The organism is Providencia sp. PROV130 (assembly GCF_028482225.1).
In the GTDB taxonomy this organism is placed as follows: Bacteria; Pseudomonadota; Gammaproteobacteria; order Enterobacterales; family Enterobacteriaceae; genus Providencia; species Providencia rettgeri.
The window spans coordinates 59,946-75,045 of record NZ_JAMPQC010000025.1; the positions used below are offsets into that span (position 1 = coordinate 59,946).

Here is a 15,100-nt window from a genome sequence, read left to right on the forward strand (position 1 = left end):
AGAAAGCACTGTCATTATCCTTTTTTTTAAAATTGCCAGTTACCGTTTTAGCCGACAAAACGAGGGCCTTTTCATTCCTGCCCGCACCCGGTCATGGGTTATCGTACTTGCACTACAACGGAGAGTTTTAAATGCTGAAGATCATCAAAACGCTGTTTGGCAAAAAAAATGAGGTACAGGAAGAGATTAACATTCCCCTGGAGACCCTCGAAGAAATCGACTCTATGCGCGACGGTGTGGATTCAATGGTTGTGCGCGGTGATATTTTGCGTTACCCGCCTGCCGAAATCGGTTTCCCTGCGTTGATTCCGGGGAGCTACATATTGCGTGAAAAGCAGACCGACATGATCCAGGCCATAAAGCGCGAACTGAATATTCGGGATAGTGAATTCGAACAGCTGATGATGCCGATGCTTGATAGCTTTGCGAACTTCGTGCAACTGTTCCCCGCATCCGAACACCACCACCATCGAGCGCAGAGTGGCCTGATGCGTCATTCGCTTGAAGTGTGTTTCCAGTGCATTCGTAAAGCCAAAAACATTGAATTCGATTCGATGGAAATGCCCGTGGTGAAATCCAGCCGCATGTTGGCCTGGCGTCTTGCGATTGCGACTGCTGGCCTTCTGCATGACATTGGCAAGCCGTTTACCGATTACGAAGTCTGGGACAAGTCCGGTACCCATCACTGGCCTCCGGGGCGCACCCCTATCCATGAATGGGCAAAAGCCAATAATATTGAACGTTATTATCTGGTCTGGAAGAGTTCACGCCACCAACAGCACCACTCCAGCACTACCGCCATGATGATGATGATCATGCCGCAAATCCTGCATGAGTTCCTGCTGAGCGAAGGTAACGACATCTATAACGAACTGACTCGTGCAATGGCCGTAAGCACCGTTCGCCTGGATGCCACCGAAGAAAACGCACCTGAAATGAAAAACAAGATCCTGAAGATTGTGAAGGAGTCTGACGTCATTTCTGTCCGCCATGACCTACAACGCTATGGCGGTGATGCTGTTCGTGCAACGCAATCTGGCGTGCCTGCGGTTCAACGCATTGTCGATGCCATGCGCCACCTGCTAAAGAAAGGAGTATGGCAACCCAACAAACCCGGCAACCCGATTTGGGTCACTACTTATGGCGTGTTTATCGTTTGGGGCACGGCAGTCAAAGATATCACCAACACAGTGAAAAAATCGGGCGCAGTGATCCCGCAATCGGCCAACAGCCTGGCGGATCTGATGATGAGCTATAAATTGTGCATTCCAAATGTAAACAAAAACGAAGATACCGCATATTGGCGCATAGCCCCGCACATCATGAATGATAAGGATTCACGCAACAGCAAAGAGCCCAAAGTGGCTCTAAGCTGCCTGCGTCTTATCTCTCCGGACGTCCTGTTTGTAGATACAATGGAGCCGCTACCTATTTCCTCTCGCATCCGAATTGAGAGTGAATGGCGTGAATTCAAAACCAGTAAAGGGAAGAATATCCCCGTGCTGAAAGAAAGTCGTCCTTATGTAGGCAATAAAGAACCCCGTGAAAACAGCATTCCGGCTGATGTCGATCCGGAAATTCTCAAGGGTGGCACGCTGCTGCCGGATGAGAATGACAGTCCGCTGGAAAATATGTTTGGTGCCTCGAATCCAGTAACGCCGGATAACGCCCACCAACTGCTGCATCACCTGAATCTGCTGTCTGATGCCGACTACGAAAAGGTAAATGCCCGTCAGGAAGCGAAAGCGAAAGCCCAGGCTGAGTTGGCTAATCAAAAGCCTGGTGAAGCCTTCCAGTCGCTTCCACCACAGGTTGAAGAGAGTCATCCTGTTAAAGTGTCTGCACGCGAGCAGAAAAAAACCACCATTGCGCCGCAACAGTTGAGCCTCAAAGACGTATTGAGTAAACAAGGCTCTGATGACGAAATGCCTCTCCCAATCACGTCGATGGACCATTATCAGGAGCCCGAGTTTGACCGCGAAACACTGTCACTTTGGGAGACGCTGAAGCAGAGCGCTGTCGCTGATGAATATCAAAATGACGAGCGCAATCTGGTTGAGGCAAAGCCCGTCACCGACCCGATGACTGAAGCGCGAGCCCAAATCCAGCGTGTGCAAGATGAAGTGGATAACGGTAATTTTGAACCGGTGACACAGGATAACGATTTTGGTTACAACAAAAACAACATGGCCGCTTTCGGTGGTGAACAACTGACCGCGTTGCACCAAGATCAGAGCCCTCTATTTCGCAACGCCTCAGACCTTGCTAAAGAAAAATTAGCATCTTACGTTGCTGCAAACCAGTCTGGCCTTTTCCACGAGAGCGGCCACTGCTGCATCATCCTTGAAAATGGGGTTGAAGATTCACTCTTTGAACCGATGCGGGATGCGGATTGGATTTGGTATCCGTTTATGGAAGCCCCTTGCGAGTATTACACCCATCGTTCGCAAATGTGTTTTTACCTGCGAAAAGAGCTCAACGATGACATCGATCAGCTTTCCGGTCACCGTTATCGTGCCAGCCTGAGCCCGTTTGACCTGACTGACGTCAGTGTGGATATGACCGAAGTTTATCGCGCCATTGCAACCAAAGGGGCCAGCAAAACCGCGTTCAATGGTGACCCAGTGATTGCACTGTCTTCACTGCAAAAGCGCCGTATCGCACAGGACCTAAATATTAACGCCAATCAGTTCCAACAAGTGCTGATTGACAACTTCGACTATGTAACCCGTACCGGTGTCGATTACATCCTTGTTAACAGCAATATTCAGAACTTCATGGTGAACGATAATGAGTGAATGGAGTTATAACATGCGCTGGCGTCCCAACTTTGAGGCGCTTGAAATCGCGGGTTGGGGTGTGGGGATTGCGGCCTCACTTGCGGTCAACGCCGCATTCAACATGCCTGCGGTGCCGTGCTACCTGGCTGTTGCTGTACAGGCGGCCTATGCGGCTCGCTCTGTTCCTTCTGCATGGGACATTTACAAGCACAAAAGCAGGTTGAAACGTAAGCCCAGCGTCCTGAAAATGGAGTTGGAATCCGTCATCGACATCATGATGAAATATCCCGACAGCTACCTGCTGGGGTATGGTTATGAGTGGGGGCAGCCGGAAGGTCAATTAGCGTCTGAACTCATCAAGCGCGACATCAAAAAGTTCATCAGTAAAGTGCCGGAAAACTTCATGGGTCTGGGTTGGATCCATGCGTTGGGTGAAAAACAAGAATGGATACGCGTTGCTGAAGACCTGCTGTCGCTACATACACTGGTTACGGGGACAACCGGTTCGGGAAAAACGACTTACTACAAACTGCTCATCCTTCAGGCTGCACTCAAGAAGCAGCCTCTCATCCTCATCGACCCTAAAAATGATGAAGAGCTAGCCGACTGGATGAACATGTGCCTGCGGCTGGTGAACCGTGAAGATAAGTTCAACTACATGTCGCTGGCACACCCAGAGAAGTCCGCTCGAATTTCACCGATCACCAACTACACACGGGCCGGAGAGGTAGCTAACCGAATTACTTCTGTTATTCAGCGCGCAGATGCAACCAGTGACCCGTTCGTTTCGTTCGGGATCATGTCCTTAACCACGGTTGTTGAGCTCATGAAAGTCTGCGAATTGAAGCCGACCCTCAAAAACGTGAAAACCCAGCTGGGTTCTGACGTTACGTCTCTTGCTGAGCTCATTATCAAGTCAGTGACCAAAATTGGTCGTCAAGTGCTGGGTGAGGATGACTTTGACCGTATCTTCGCCATGCGCATGGATCGCTACGCTAACAAGGCTAAAGGCCCAAAAGAGATCGCAGATATCTGCGCAGAAATCTATCGCAACGACATCAAAGCAAACCGTAGCTTCCCAAGTATTGAAGCCGGTCTGGATATGCTCGGCCATCAGCGTGAACACTTCCAGAAGATGATCTTAAACGTGATGCCAATCCTCAGCCAGCTGACTCAAGGCTTTATGGCTGAACTGCTATCCCCTGACAGCGACGATGAATCGCAGCTGAATGACTTCCGCCCTATTTCTAACGTGCGCGATATCATCACAACGGGTGGCATGCTGTACATGGGACTAGACTCATTGGCTGACGGTGAAACTGGTTCGGCTGTTGGGTCTATCTTCTTGTCTGACATCACCAGCGTGTCGGCGGACGTGTATAACTTCATGAAGCCACGCGGGGATGATCTGGCTCCTGTCATGGTTCTGATCGACGAAGCCGCTGAGGTCATTAACGACCAGGTGATCAAGATGCTGAACAAAACCCGTGGCGCAGGCTTCCGCCTGTTCATTTCTTCACAGTCAACCAGCGACTTTGAAGCACGCCTGGGCTCTGAGGCTAAGATGAAACAAATCATCACCAACACCAACCATTTTACTGCGTTGCGCACCCCGGATCCCGATGCGCAAGAGGCGGTGATGAAACGTGTGCCAATGACAAAGTTCAAATACGTGATGCGTGGTCATGGCTCCAGTGCAGGCGCTGACCCTGAAATGATCTCCGGTTCAGTCAGTGAGCGCATCATGGAAGAAGAAGGCGAATTGTTCCCTTCTCCGTTGTTGGGCTGGCTACCGAATCTGGAGTTCATGGCAATCAACCAAGCGAACAAAATCGTCAAAGGTAAGGTACCCATCATTATGTCTCCGAAGGGGGATAAGGCGTTCAACCAAGCCAGCAAGAAGGCCTTGAAATTCCTCAAGCTGTACGAGAAGAAAGTTCGGGGTGAGAAGTCGCGTATTCGTGTTGGGGGCAAAAAATCATGATCAAAATGAAAAACTATTTTTTACGTAAAGAAGATTGCAATGCATATGACAGCCTAACGCTGGTGTGGCCGTGTGTTGAACCTATCACGCAGTCACTCATCTCATTGCTGCCGACCACTCTGACAAAAGGGCTGGTGGCCGATGCTGTGCAATCCTCGGTGATGGCCTATAACCAGCAGGCAGATTGCTCTCTGAATGACTGGGAGCGCTTAGCGGTTTACTTCATTACGTTGGCAAATTTCGTCAGCGAACATGTTGATAGGGAAATGGATTTCACCGAACTGGCAACCATCAGCCAGCTACCCCGCAGGCTGAATAGCGAGCTCATTAATGCGGTGGCGGAAAAACTCGCATTAAGGATTTCATATGCTTGACCAATTAACTGAAGAGAAGTGGCCCCAGACGATAAAGATGATCATCATCTTCAGCACCGCTGTGCTTTTCGTCATTTCCATGTTTTTCCCAGCCTCGTATTTTTACGAGAACGTGAAGAAGGAAGTCGCCTGGGGCCAGCGATTGATCGGTGATGCGGATTTCACACCTGTGATCTCGGACGTCAACAAGAACTACCGTTCATTATTTGTCAATACCGGAGTGGATGGTTTTTTACGTGACTTCTATGAGCTTGATGCATCCGACATGGCGAATCAGGGCGGACCTCTTTTCCTGCTCGCCTCTATCTTCCGGAACATGGCTGAGAACCTGAATTACTGGTTTTATATGATCGTGTATCGTTTGACCCTGAACGTATATTGGCTGCCCTACATGCTGGTGGTCACGCTGCCGTCCCTCTTTGCGGGGATCATGCGATGGAACGCCAAGCGTTACACGTTTGCCTATTCATCACCGTTTCTTAACCGCCGCAGTATGGTGCTGATTGGTTGGGGGGTTTACAGTATTTTGTTGTCACTGTTCGTCCCTCTTCCTGTACCGCCTATGATTGGGGCTCTCATCATGATTGTAATGATCCCAATAGGCAGTTCGCTTCTCATCAGTAACCTGCCTAAACGCATCTAAATCTCCCCCCCGAAAAGCGCCGCGTTTTGCGGTGCTTTTCATTATCCGCACCAAAACCGGAATGGTAAATTATCCCCCGAGGTGAACTATGAATGAACTTAAGCACGTTTATTTGTCCGGGCTCTTGTGCATTGCCTTTTCGGCCTGTCTGGGTGCAGGTGTCCTACTGACTGACAAATCTGAGCAGATCAGTGAGTTAAATACGTTGCTCCGCAAGTCCAACTATTTAACTTCCCGAGACAATATGGACCATGAAATGGCTGAGATCTTGTTGCCACGGCTGCAAGCTCAGCACGAAGAAATAAAAAAACGCGGGGCAATTAAGAAGCCTGACATGGTTTTTGTCCCCGAACAATTACAGCAATCCCGAGGGTATTAATGGCTAAGCGTACAGTTTTGAAAGGGGTCATTTACGGCATTCCATTGGCTGTCATGATCGCTGCATCGGGTTTCGCCGCTTACACGCTGGATAAACAAACACGCCTGCTTAACGACTTGGCCGTGGTTGCCGACATGCAACGCAATGTCATCAGCAATCGTGGTGATTTGGAAATAGCGTTCGATCGCTATATTGCAGCCTCAGGGCTGAAAGTCAGCACGCAGCCAAAAGCGCAAAACAAAGTCGGCTTTAGCACCGGAGATAAACCCTCTGAGTCCTATGTGCCCTCCACGGATAGTGAACGTATCTATGGTAACCCTGACGCACAGTTTTACGTCATTGAGTATTCCGATTTTGAATGCCCGTATTGCAAAACCCATTTCCCGCAAATGATGGATCTGGTGGATTCTTCGTCCGGCAATATTGCGATGGTGTTCAAGCACGTCCCTGTTCACGGACAGGCATCGCGCACTGAATCTCTCGCTGCTGAATGTGCAGCTGAGCAAGGTGGTAATCCTGCGTTTTATAAGATGGCACGGGCTATTTTTGCGGATACTCGCTCCGACGGCCACGGTATGGCAACTCCATTGGATAAATTGGCGGAGAACAACGGCCTAGATGGGCAGCGCATTATTGAGTGCGTCAACGCCGCTCGCCCTAGCGCCAAAATTGCGGAAGACGTGAAAGAAGCCGCACGTCTCAATATTCAGCAAACGCCTGCAAACATCGTGGTGTACGGCGATAAATCGGCAATGGTGCAGGGCTCCGTCAACGGGACAGGTCTGATGCAGATGATGGCGCAATTAGCCCAGGAGGGAGGAAAGTAAAAGAGTCCGCGCGTTGTATTAAAGCGCCCGAAGGGGTTCGGGTATTTAGTTTCTTAATTGGGGGTAAGCATGAGTGAACCAGTCCACATTTCGCATTCTGTCGATGATCCGCCGAAGTTTTTCTTCTGGAGCGTTGATGAAGCGATGCCATTTTTTGTTTTTCTGGGTATCGGGGTCTTCACTGGCCGAATCTTTACGATGTCGCTTATCGGCATCGTGATCACACGGTTCTACGGCAGCTTCCTGCAAAAGGCGTCAGAAAAATATTTTCTGCACCTATGTTACTGGAAGTTCGGTGTTTCATTCGGGAAAAGCACCATTGTACCTAACGCATTTGACCGGGAATTTATTGTATGAGAAGCCAAGACTTTAAAAAGGGTTTGCTGAACATGAAGGGCGAAAACACCACCCTGAAGCTGGTGTTGGTTGTTTCGATTATCTGTATCGGCATTCTGTCCACCACGCTGATGAACCGTTCACAAATAGTCACCATCGTGCCACCGAACCTGACTGAGACCACCTGGTTAGACGAAAAGACGGCCGGGCAGCCTTACATGCAGGCGTGGGCCATCTATTTGGCTAACTCTATGGGTAACGCTACACCTGAGTCAGTGGACATGCTGAAAAAGTCTATCGGGCCATTCCTGGACGCGGGCATTTACACGCAGGTTATGAAGCGTATTGACGACCAGATTGACCAGATCAAACGTGACCGTATCAGCCTGAGCTTTACACCGACCCGCGTATACCACGACCCAAAAGCGCCAGGCACTTACTTTGTAGAGGGTAGCCAAGGCCTTGAAGGGATCGCCGGTAACCCTATCGTTAAGTCCGTTACGTTCCAAATGTCGATTGATGTGAAAGGTTATCGCCCGGTACTTACCTTCATCAACATCAAGCAAGGTAAAGCTGAATTGCCGAGCGATAAAAAAGGCGACAAATAAATCCTGGGAACACTATCCCGTAAATTTCGTCACCCGCCTCGTGCGGGTTATAAACACATTGAGCGCTTTTACGATGGTGTAAAAGCTAGGTAAACAAAGTGAACAGCATTAACAAAACTGTCGCGGTAACTTCCTGTGTATTGCGTCTGTCACTGTTCGGGGGAACAAATGTTGAATAGTAAACACGTTAAAATATTGGCGCTTTTGATTGCGTCGATCACTGCCGGGCCAGCCATTGCGAATGGCCTTAACGTTAATAGCAATACACTGTCGGTCGATAACGGCGTTGTGCTTCAACGCTCTGGAGATTCAGCATCTGAAGAGCCTGTTGTCGTTGCATCTAAAAAAGGTAATCACACTGCAACAGCAGGTGCATCAGTCAACGCCAGTTCCAGTGATAACCCTGCCGTAGACGGTATTAACGTCCAACCCGTCCCTAACGCCATCGTTCAGCCAGTGCGTTTAACCGATGATGTCATCCCTTCTCGTCAGGATCTGGTCGTTGAGCCCGGCGTGAATACCCTGATCCCGATTTCAATCGGCCAGCTTAACCGCATCGTCACGCCGTTCGAACGCCCTACCGTTCAGCGTTTGCAACTGTCTGATGTCAAAGTCAGCGTGCAAGGTAATGTGATCTATGTGTCCACGAGCTCCACCAACCCGGTCGCGCTGTATGTCAGCGAAAAAGGCGACGAAAGTGTCGCCCTGTCTTTGTCTCTGGTTCCGCAAAAGATTGCACCAGTCCAGGCCTCGTTAATGCTTTCTCGCAAGGTGGGTAACGCTCCGACTGCGTCAGGTTATGCGCAGAATGTGATGTACGGCGGTAGCGAAGCCAAAGCCCGTAAATGGGAGCAGAAAGACAGCTACGTCGAAACGATCCGTAACATCTTACGCGCCGTTGCGCTGGGCGATATTCCACCAGGCTATGCAATGGGCAGTTTAGGCCGTGGTCATAGCATCCCGAACTGTAATTTCAGTACAGGCACTGCACAAGATAATATCAAATACAGCTTTGCTGGCGGTCAGTATATTCAAGGCAGTCAGTTCAGTGTCATCGTTGGGGTTGCACAAAATACCGGCGCTTCGACTATCACGGTAGACGAGTCGCTTTGCACTCACCCAAATCTCGCAGCTCGCGCCCTATGGAGCCGGAATACCCTCCAGCCGGGCCAGAAGACTGAAGCCTACTTTGTCATTCGCAATCAGTCTCAGCAGGCGCAAGTCGATGATTCTGTCCGTCCTAAATTAGCGGAGTAATACAAAGATGAGTATATTGAAAGAACGCTGGGACACCCTGGACGCTAAGAAAAAACGTATTTTTGTCTTAGGGGGGACATTTGTCGTATTGATCCCGATTATCCTTTTGCTTATGCCTGAATCGCGCAAACCTGCGTTGCGCGGGCCATCCGAGCAAGTCATTTCCAGCGTGTTAACTGACACCGACACCCAAGGAGTTAGCCAGAACGCAATCGCCGCACGCCTGCGCTCTTTGGGCGAAGCGATTGAAAAACAAAACAGCAACATCACGGATTTGAAAAAGTCCCTGAACGTAGATGAAATCAACAAGCGCCTGGTCGCTATTGAGCAACAGCAGCGCACCGATCGCATTGAACAGGAGAAGCTGAAAAAACGTGTTGCTGAAGGCACTACCGTGTTGCCTTACTCCAAATCAGTGCGTTCGAAAGACGTCTACAGTGGGGATAATAAAGCAAAACAAGGCGTTGAAAAGTTAACGTCCGACAGTGTTCACGAAAACCTGAATAACGACGATACGCTCCAGCGTGTGTATGAAAATACCCAGCAGCCTAACCCAGCGGACTTCGCGTTAGATAAAAACGCCAAAGGCAAAGACGGCAAGGCGGTAGCTCCCTCAACGCCAGATATCATCTCTGTACATGAGGACGTTAAAGAGATCGCTGCCGCCGACCCGGATGATGACCCTGCCTTCCAAACCTACCTCCCAGCGACTTCAATCCTGAGTGGTGTCTTTATTTCAGGTATGGATGCACCCACATCACAAAACGCGCGCAAAGACCCTTACCCGGCGCTTATTCGCATCAAGAAAGATGCCATCTTGCCAAACCGCTTCCGTGCTGACGTGCGTGAGTGTGGCCTGTTGGCTGCGGGTTTTGGCGAGCTATCGTCTGAACGTGGCTACTTCCGCTCTGAGGTGATCACCTGTATTCGTGATGACGGTGCCGTATTTGAATCTCCACTGGATGCGTATGCCGTAGGTGAGGATGGTAAAGCAGGTGTCCGTGGTCGCCTGGTGACCAAACAAGGTCAATACCTGGCTAAGGCACTGACCGCAGGTTTCTTACAGGCTGCTTCATCATTGTTCAGTGTCCAAAGTATTCCGACCATCAACGTTACCCGTGATAACAACGGCAGCAAGAAAAACAACACACCTTATGAGCAGGTGATGAGCAGTGAGGCACTTCAAGGGGCTGCCATCGCGGGCGTGGGTGGGGCATTAGATCGCCTGGCTGACTTCTACATGAACATGGCCGGTGACTTGTTCCCTGTTATCGAAATTGATCCGGGTCGTAGTGTCGATTTTATCGTTCAAAAAGGTGTGACGCTGAAATTTACCCGCGTTAAACCGAATGGCAAAACAACGCCTACCACTTTTAATTCCAACGGGACTCACTAATTATGTGGAAAAAACGTCTTTTAACAATCTGTGTCGCGGCGGCTGGTCTGGCTGCATTGTCCGGCTGTACGCTGGTGGATGGTAATTCAGAATATGGCTGTAAAGGGATGCCCAATGCCGTAACCTGTATGAACATCCGTGATATCCACCAGCTGACCGATGGGGACGACTACCAAGAGCGTATTGATGCTGTCTCTGAGCAACAGTTATCGGGAAAGCCTGTAGATCTTAAGCGCGGTAATATTGCAAGTAACGCTGGTGCTGGTGGTGTCGCAACCGGTGGTCGATATGTGCCTGTTCCTGCCGCAACGGCCAACCCTCAGCCGATCCGTACTCAGGCACAAGTAATGCGAGTGCTGGTTGACCCCTACGAATCCGCAGACGGTGACCTGAACGTTCCTGGCTATGTGTACACCGAGATTGAACCACGTCGCTGGGAAGTGGGAGCTTCACATGCGGCGACCCGCAGCGCCGTGATTCGCCCAATGAATTCGGCTCCAGTGGCGGCGGCACCGAACCCGCAAACACCGGCCAAATAATGCCTCAATTGAAATTAATGCAAACTGAATGATTTGACATTCCCCCTCAAAAACAATCAGTTGCATTATAAAAGCCGCCTAGCGCGGCTTTCTTTCATTCTGGGTGTCGTTGCTATTTATATTAAATGAGACTAAAATTATCAATGCATGGCAACCATACCGCAATTTTACCAATGCTGACATTCAATGTGTGACTTACCCCTCGCGTTGGATAAACCCCACTCAGACAATTTGGTAAATGGATTCATGCGCAAGGCCGTTCTCCCTCGAACGGCCTTACCCTTTTCTTTGACACTCCCTCCCAAAAGAAACAAAACAACCACCCGTTTTCGGCCTCGTTTTGCTGCCCTTTTCGCTGTCAATCCGTCTTTGCACCATTGAAAATGTAGCCTCATTCACAGGAGCACTCCAATGACGCTACGCAAAAAAGTATTATCCCTGATTTTTTCCGCCAGCTTCGCCACATCCGCTTTTGCCAGTGTAGATGTGAACGCGGATACTGTGTTTAACAACAAAGCCTTTATGAACGCACCGAAGGACAGCAAAGACGTTAAGCGTTTCGTTGTGCCAACCAACGGCATAATTGCGCTGGAAGTTGACGGCAAAGTCAACCTGTTGTCGTCAAATGGCCGGTACCTGTTCAAAGGCACGATGTACGATACCTGGGCGAAGAAAGACTTGACCACGCTTGACGATATCACCAAATACGCAAGCATCATTCCGATCAAAGAGTTGAAGCTGAACATCGCTGACTTACAACCTGCCGTCTGGGGCGACGGACCGAAAAAAGCCATTTTATTCACTGATCCGAACTGTGCGTATTGTGCCGCAGCCCTGAATCAGCTGGCTGATCTCGATCCGCACGAATATACCGTTAACGTACTGTCTCTGGGAGCCCTCGGCGAACCAAGCCAAATCCGCAATAAAGAATTGTTCTGTGCATCCGATCGCTATCGTGCCGACCGCGCCATCATCGCGCATGAAAAAACCAAATTTGACCAGGTCAAAGACTGTGACTTACAGGCATTGGCCCGCCGCACGATCACAGCTCAGGTATTAGGTGTCAGTATGGTGCCATTCATCATTCGTGATGACGGTGTCTTCAGTATTGGCGCACCTAAGCAGGGTCTGAAAGCTTTCCTGGCTGGTCAATAAGTTCTTCTTTCTGTGGGGTTAGAATGAGCGAATCAATCATCATACAGCGTTTGAAGTCTATCAAACGCTTCTCGGATGTGTGCCCTGTCCGGGCATACGATGAGAAAAACCATATTTTCCTCTGCGACAATAAATATATCGGATTCGGCTTCCTTTGCCGTCCGCTGTCCGGTACCAGTGGGAAAGAAATGCAGCAATTACAAACATTGCTGTCGTCCAACTTCCCAGCGAAGACCATTGTGCAGTTCGATCTGGTTGCCAGCCCGAACATCGTTGGCAAAATTAATCAGATGGACGTTCTGCGCATGGACTGCGATGACGAAGTATTGCGGGATGCCATTTACAACCGTTCTAAGTTCCTGCTTCACAGCACCGACTATCCAATGAAGGGGACAGGTACCCGTGTGCGCAACTGTTTGTTGCTGATCACGGTGAAGGTGCCAGTGAAAAACGAATACGATATGCGGGAAGAAGAATTCAACTTGATTTCTGAGTTCCGTAACACGTTCGACACTACGTTGGGGATCATGGGGTTGTGCCCTGCTACACTGACGCGAGACCGTTACATCGACGTGCTGTCTGCCATTTTGAATCAGGGGGAAACGGCGTCGTGGCGTGACCGTAATCCGCTGCAAGTGCAAGACGATTTGATGATCTCGGAACAGCTGGTTGACCCTGATCGCGAGTTTTTCATTCGCAATAAATACTGTGCTTTCGGCAGTCCTGAAGACGAAAACCAGCGTGGTGAACGTCACACTGGTACGACGTTTGTGCGCACACTGAGCGCCAAAAAACTGCCTAAGCGGTTCTTCCCAGGGCAGGCGCAATACTTCCTCGGCGATATGATGAGTGGTGCAACCGGCATTAAGTCGTCCTGCATTATCTCCATGAGCATGATCTTCTTTGACCAGCAAAACGCAAAGACCAAGTTCACGCAAAAGCGTAACTGGATTGTGCAGCAAACCGACGGGCCGATGGTGAAGTGGATCCCATCTTTGAAGACCATTCGTGAAGGTTACGACCTGCTGAGCGACAAGCTGGACAACGGCGAACCGATCTGCAAAGCCAAATTCACGGTGACTATCTTCTCCAACTCTAAAGACGGAGTATTCCGAGCGAGCCAAGAAGCGGCCAGCTACCTCAACACCTATCAGTTCAAAATGATTCCGGACAGCTACTTTGTTGCGCCGATTTTCCTTTCGTCCCTGCCAATGTTCAACGAGGCTGGCGCAGAGAAGTCGATGGGTCGTTACCGCACGCTGGCACTGAGTGAAGCATTGGTTATTTCCCCGCTTTATGCTGACTGGCAAGGGACCAGTAATCCGGCGTTAATGCTGACTTCCCGGTCGGGCCAGGTGCAGATGCTTGACTTGTTCGACTCAGATACCAACTACAACGCCTGTATTGCGGCAGAGTCCGGTTCTGGTAAGTCGTTCTTAACCAACTACATCATTACCGCTTATCGCAGCTTGGGGGCGAAGGTCTGGTGTATCGACGTCGGTGATTCTTACAAAAATATTTGTGAGACCTATAACGGAGACTATCTGGATTTCCATCCCGATAAGAAACCGTGCCTCAACTTCTTTGAACTGATTGAAGACTACTTCGGCGAAAACCCCGATAACGAAGACGGCGGTGAAGAAGACTTGATCATCGGGCTTCTGTCTGTGATGGCTGCGCCTAAGGCTGGCCTGAACGACTTCGAAGAAGCCCGTATGAAAGAGCACGTTGCCAACCTCGTCCGCAAACATGGCAAAGAAACTACCGTGGATATGGTCGCGGAATCGCTGCTGTCGGATGAAGAGAACGATATCAAGCGTTTGGGCCACCAGTTGTACCCATTCACCAGCCGGGGTCAGTACGGCAAATTCTTCGTGGGCAAAAACAACATCGACTTCCGTAACCCGTTTACGGTTCTGGAACTGTCACGCCTGGAAAGTTCTGAGCACCTGAAGCAGGTTGTACTGTTGCAACTTATTTACCAAATCCAGCAAGACATGTTCATGGGCGATCGCGGCCAGATGAAAATCGTGGTTATCGACGAAGCTTGGGCATTGCTCAAAGGGAACATCGGCGCGTTCATTGAGAAAGGTTATCGCCGCTTCCGTAAATACAACGGCGCGGCCATTACGATCACTCAGTCCATTAACGATATTTACAAAGACAGCGTCGGAAAATCTATCGCCGATAACTCTGCGTTTATGCTGTTACTGGGTCAGAGTGAATCTGCGGTCAATGAAGCGCAACACCACCAGCGTCTGGCTCTGGATGACGCGGGGTATCGCTTCTTGAAGACGGTACGTTCGAGCCGAGGGGTTTACTCAGAAATTTACGTGATTTCCAAATCCGGCCAAGGAATTAGTCGGCTTATAGTGGATCCGTTCTCCATGCTGTTGTACTCGACGGCACCGGACGACGTAGCCGCTATCCGAAAACGTAAAGCACAAGGCATGTCAACTCAGGATGCCATCAACTCCATTCTTGAAGAGCGACAACGAGGTAAAGCCGCATGATTAAGACCGCAGTTGTTTCATTACTCTGCGGGTTTCTGGGAGCCGCCCTGTATGGGCGGTTTGTTCCTCCCGCTGCACCGACTGACTACATTGCCGTTGTCAGTTATACCGGGGCAAATGGAAAGGTTCTCAGCGACCCTCAAATCAAACTGGTTCATGCGCACGCCGAAGCAATGGCGAAGGCAGGTTACATGATCCTTAATGAGTCCGCGTTATACAAATACCCTGCCTACATGCAGATCCCGCAAACCGTTTCTTCGTCAGGCAACTAACCGGGGGTATCGTGGTTAAGGACACAGTGAATTCGCT

At 49.9% G+C, this 15,100-nt stretch carries 14 protein-coding genes; all 14 read left to right on the top strand.

Going from position 1 to position 15,100, the window contains the following annotated elements; genetic code table 11:
- Window positions 1-131 precede the first annotated feature (131 nt).
- The 14 genes from mobH to PSF28_RS17460 all read left to right on the top strand — a co-directional run bounded on the left by mobH (window position 132) and on the right by PSF28_RS17460 (window position 15,063).
- On the top strand, window positions 132-2,798 hold the full coding sequence (gene mobH, locus PSF28_RS17395; protein ID WP_131680359.1) for a MobH family relaxase: 2,667 nt from the start codon (window positions 132-134) through the stop codon (window positions 2,796-2,798).
- A complete protein-coding gene (gene traD, locus PSF28_RS17400) occupies window positions 2,791-4,764 on the top strand; it encodes a conjugative transfer system coupling protein TraD (RefSeq protein WP_131680360.1) in 1,974 nt (657 codons plus the stop codon). Before mobH ends, traD begins: the two co-directional genes overlap by 8 nt.
- On the top strand, window positions 4,761-5,138 hold the full coding sequence (locus PSF28_RS17405) for a hypothetical protein (RefSeq protein ID WP_094962215.1): 378 nt from the start codon (window positions 4,761-4,763) through the stop codon (window positions 5,136-5,138). Before traD ends, PSF28_RS17405 begins: the two co-directional genes overlap by 4 nt.
- Window positions 5,131-5,781 (top strand): DUF4400 domain-containing protein, encoded by a 651-nt coding sequence (locus tag PSF28_RS17410; RefSeq protein ID WP_094962214.1) that lies wholly within the window; start codon window positions 5,131-5,133, stop codon window positions 5,779-5,781. The genes PSF28_RS17405 and PSF28_RS17410 overlap by 8 nt, the downstream gene beginning before the upstream one ends.
- Before the next feature lie 88 nt (window positions 5,782-5,869).
- Window positions 5,870-6,160 carry a hypothetical protein gene (locus PSF28_RS17415; RefSeq protein WP_131680361.1) on the top strand — a complete coding sequence of 97 codons (291 nt, stop codon included), beginning with the start codon at window positions 5,870-5,872 and terminating at the stop codon, window positions 6,158-6,160.
- On the top strand, window positions 6,160-6,987 hold the full coding sequence (locus PSF28_RS17420) for a DsbA family protein (protein WP_094962212.1): 828 nt from the start codon (window positions 6,160-6,162) through the stop codon (window positions 6,985-6,987). The genes PSF28_RS17415 and PSF28_RS17420 overlap by 1 nt, the downstream gene beginning before the upstream one ends.
- 69 nt (window positions 6,988-7,056) lie before the next feature.
- On the top strand, window positions 7,057-7,344 hold the full coding sequence (gene traL / locus PSF28_RS17425; RefSeq protein WP_042847251.1) for a type IV conjugative transfer system protein TraL: 288 nt from the start codon (window positions 7,057-7,059) through the stop codon (window positions 7,342-7,344).
- Window positions 7,341-7,931, top strand: a complete 591-nt coding sequence (locus PSF28_RS17430) for a TraE/TraK family type IV conjugative transfer system protein (RefSeq protein ID WP_094962211.1) — start codon at window positions 7,341-7,343, stop codon at window positions 7,929-7,931. The genes traL and PSF28_RS17430 overlap by 4 nt, the downstream gene beginning before the upstream one ends.
- A gap of 168 nt (window positions 7,932-8,099) precedes the next feature.
- Entirely contained in the window at window positions 8,100-9,188 is a 1,089-nt protein-coding gene (locus PSF28_RS17435; protein ID WP_094962210.1) for a TraK domain-containing protein, read from the top strand.
- Window positions 9,189-9,582: 394 nt separating this feature from the next.
- The gene (locus tag PSF28_RS17440; protein ID WP_272685416.1) at window positions 9,583-10,584 is read left to right on the top strand and encodes a TraB/VirB10 family protein; all 1,002 of its coding nucleotides are present in this window, start codon (window positions 9,583-9,585) and stop codon (window positions 10,582-10,584) included.
- A gap of 2 nt (window positions 10,585-10,586) precedes the next feature.
- Window positions 10,587-11,123: a type IV conjugative transfer system lipoprotein TraV gene (gene traV, locus PSF28_RS17445; RefSeq protein WP_239509712.1), complete on the top strand. Its 537-nt coding sequence runs from the start codon at window positions 10,587-10,589 to the stop codon at window positions 11,121-11,123.
- Between the two features lie 411 nt (window positions 11,124-11,534).
- Complete coding sequence (locus PSF28_RS17450) at window positions 11,535-12,278, top strand: DsbC family protein (RefSeq protein WP_094962206.1); 744 nt, start codon at window positions 11,535-11,537, stop codon at window positions 12,276-12,278.
- A 23-nt stretch (window positions 12,279-12,301) separates the two neighbouring features.
- On the top strand, window positions 12,302-14,791 hold the full coding sequence (gene traC, locus PSF28_RS17455; protein ID WP_094962205.1) for a type IV secretion system protein TraC: 2,490 nt from the start codon (window positions 12,302-12,304) through the stop codon (window positions 14,789-14,791).
- The gene (locus PSF28_RS17460; protein WP_272685417.1) at window positions 14,788-15,063 is read left to right on the top strand and encodes a hypothetical protein; all 276 of its coding nucleotides are present in this window, start codon (window positions 14,788-14,790) and stop codon (window positions 15,061-15,063) included. The genes traC and PSF28_RS17460 overlap by 4 nt, the downstream gene beginning before the upstream one ends.
- The last annotated feature ends 37 nt before the right edge of the window (window positions 15,064-15,100 follow it).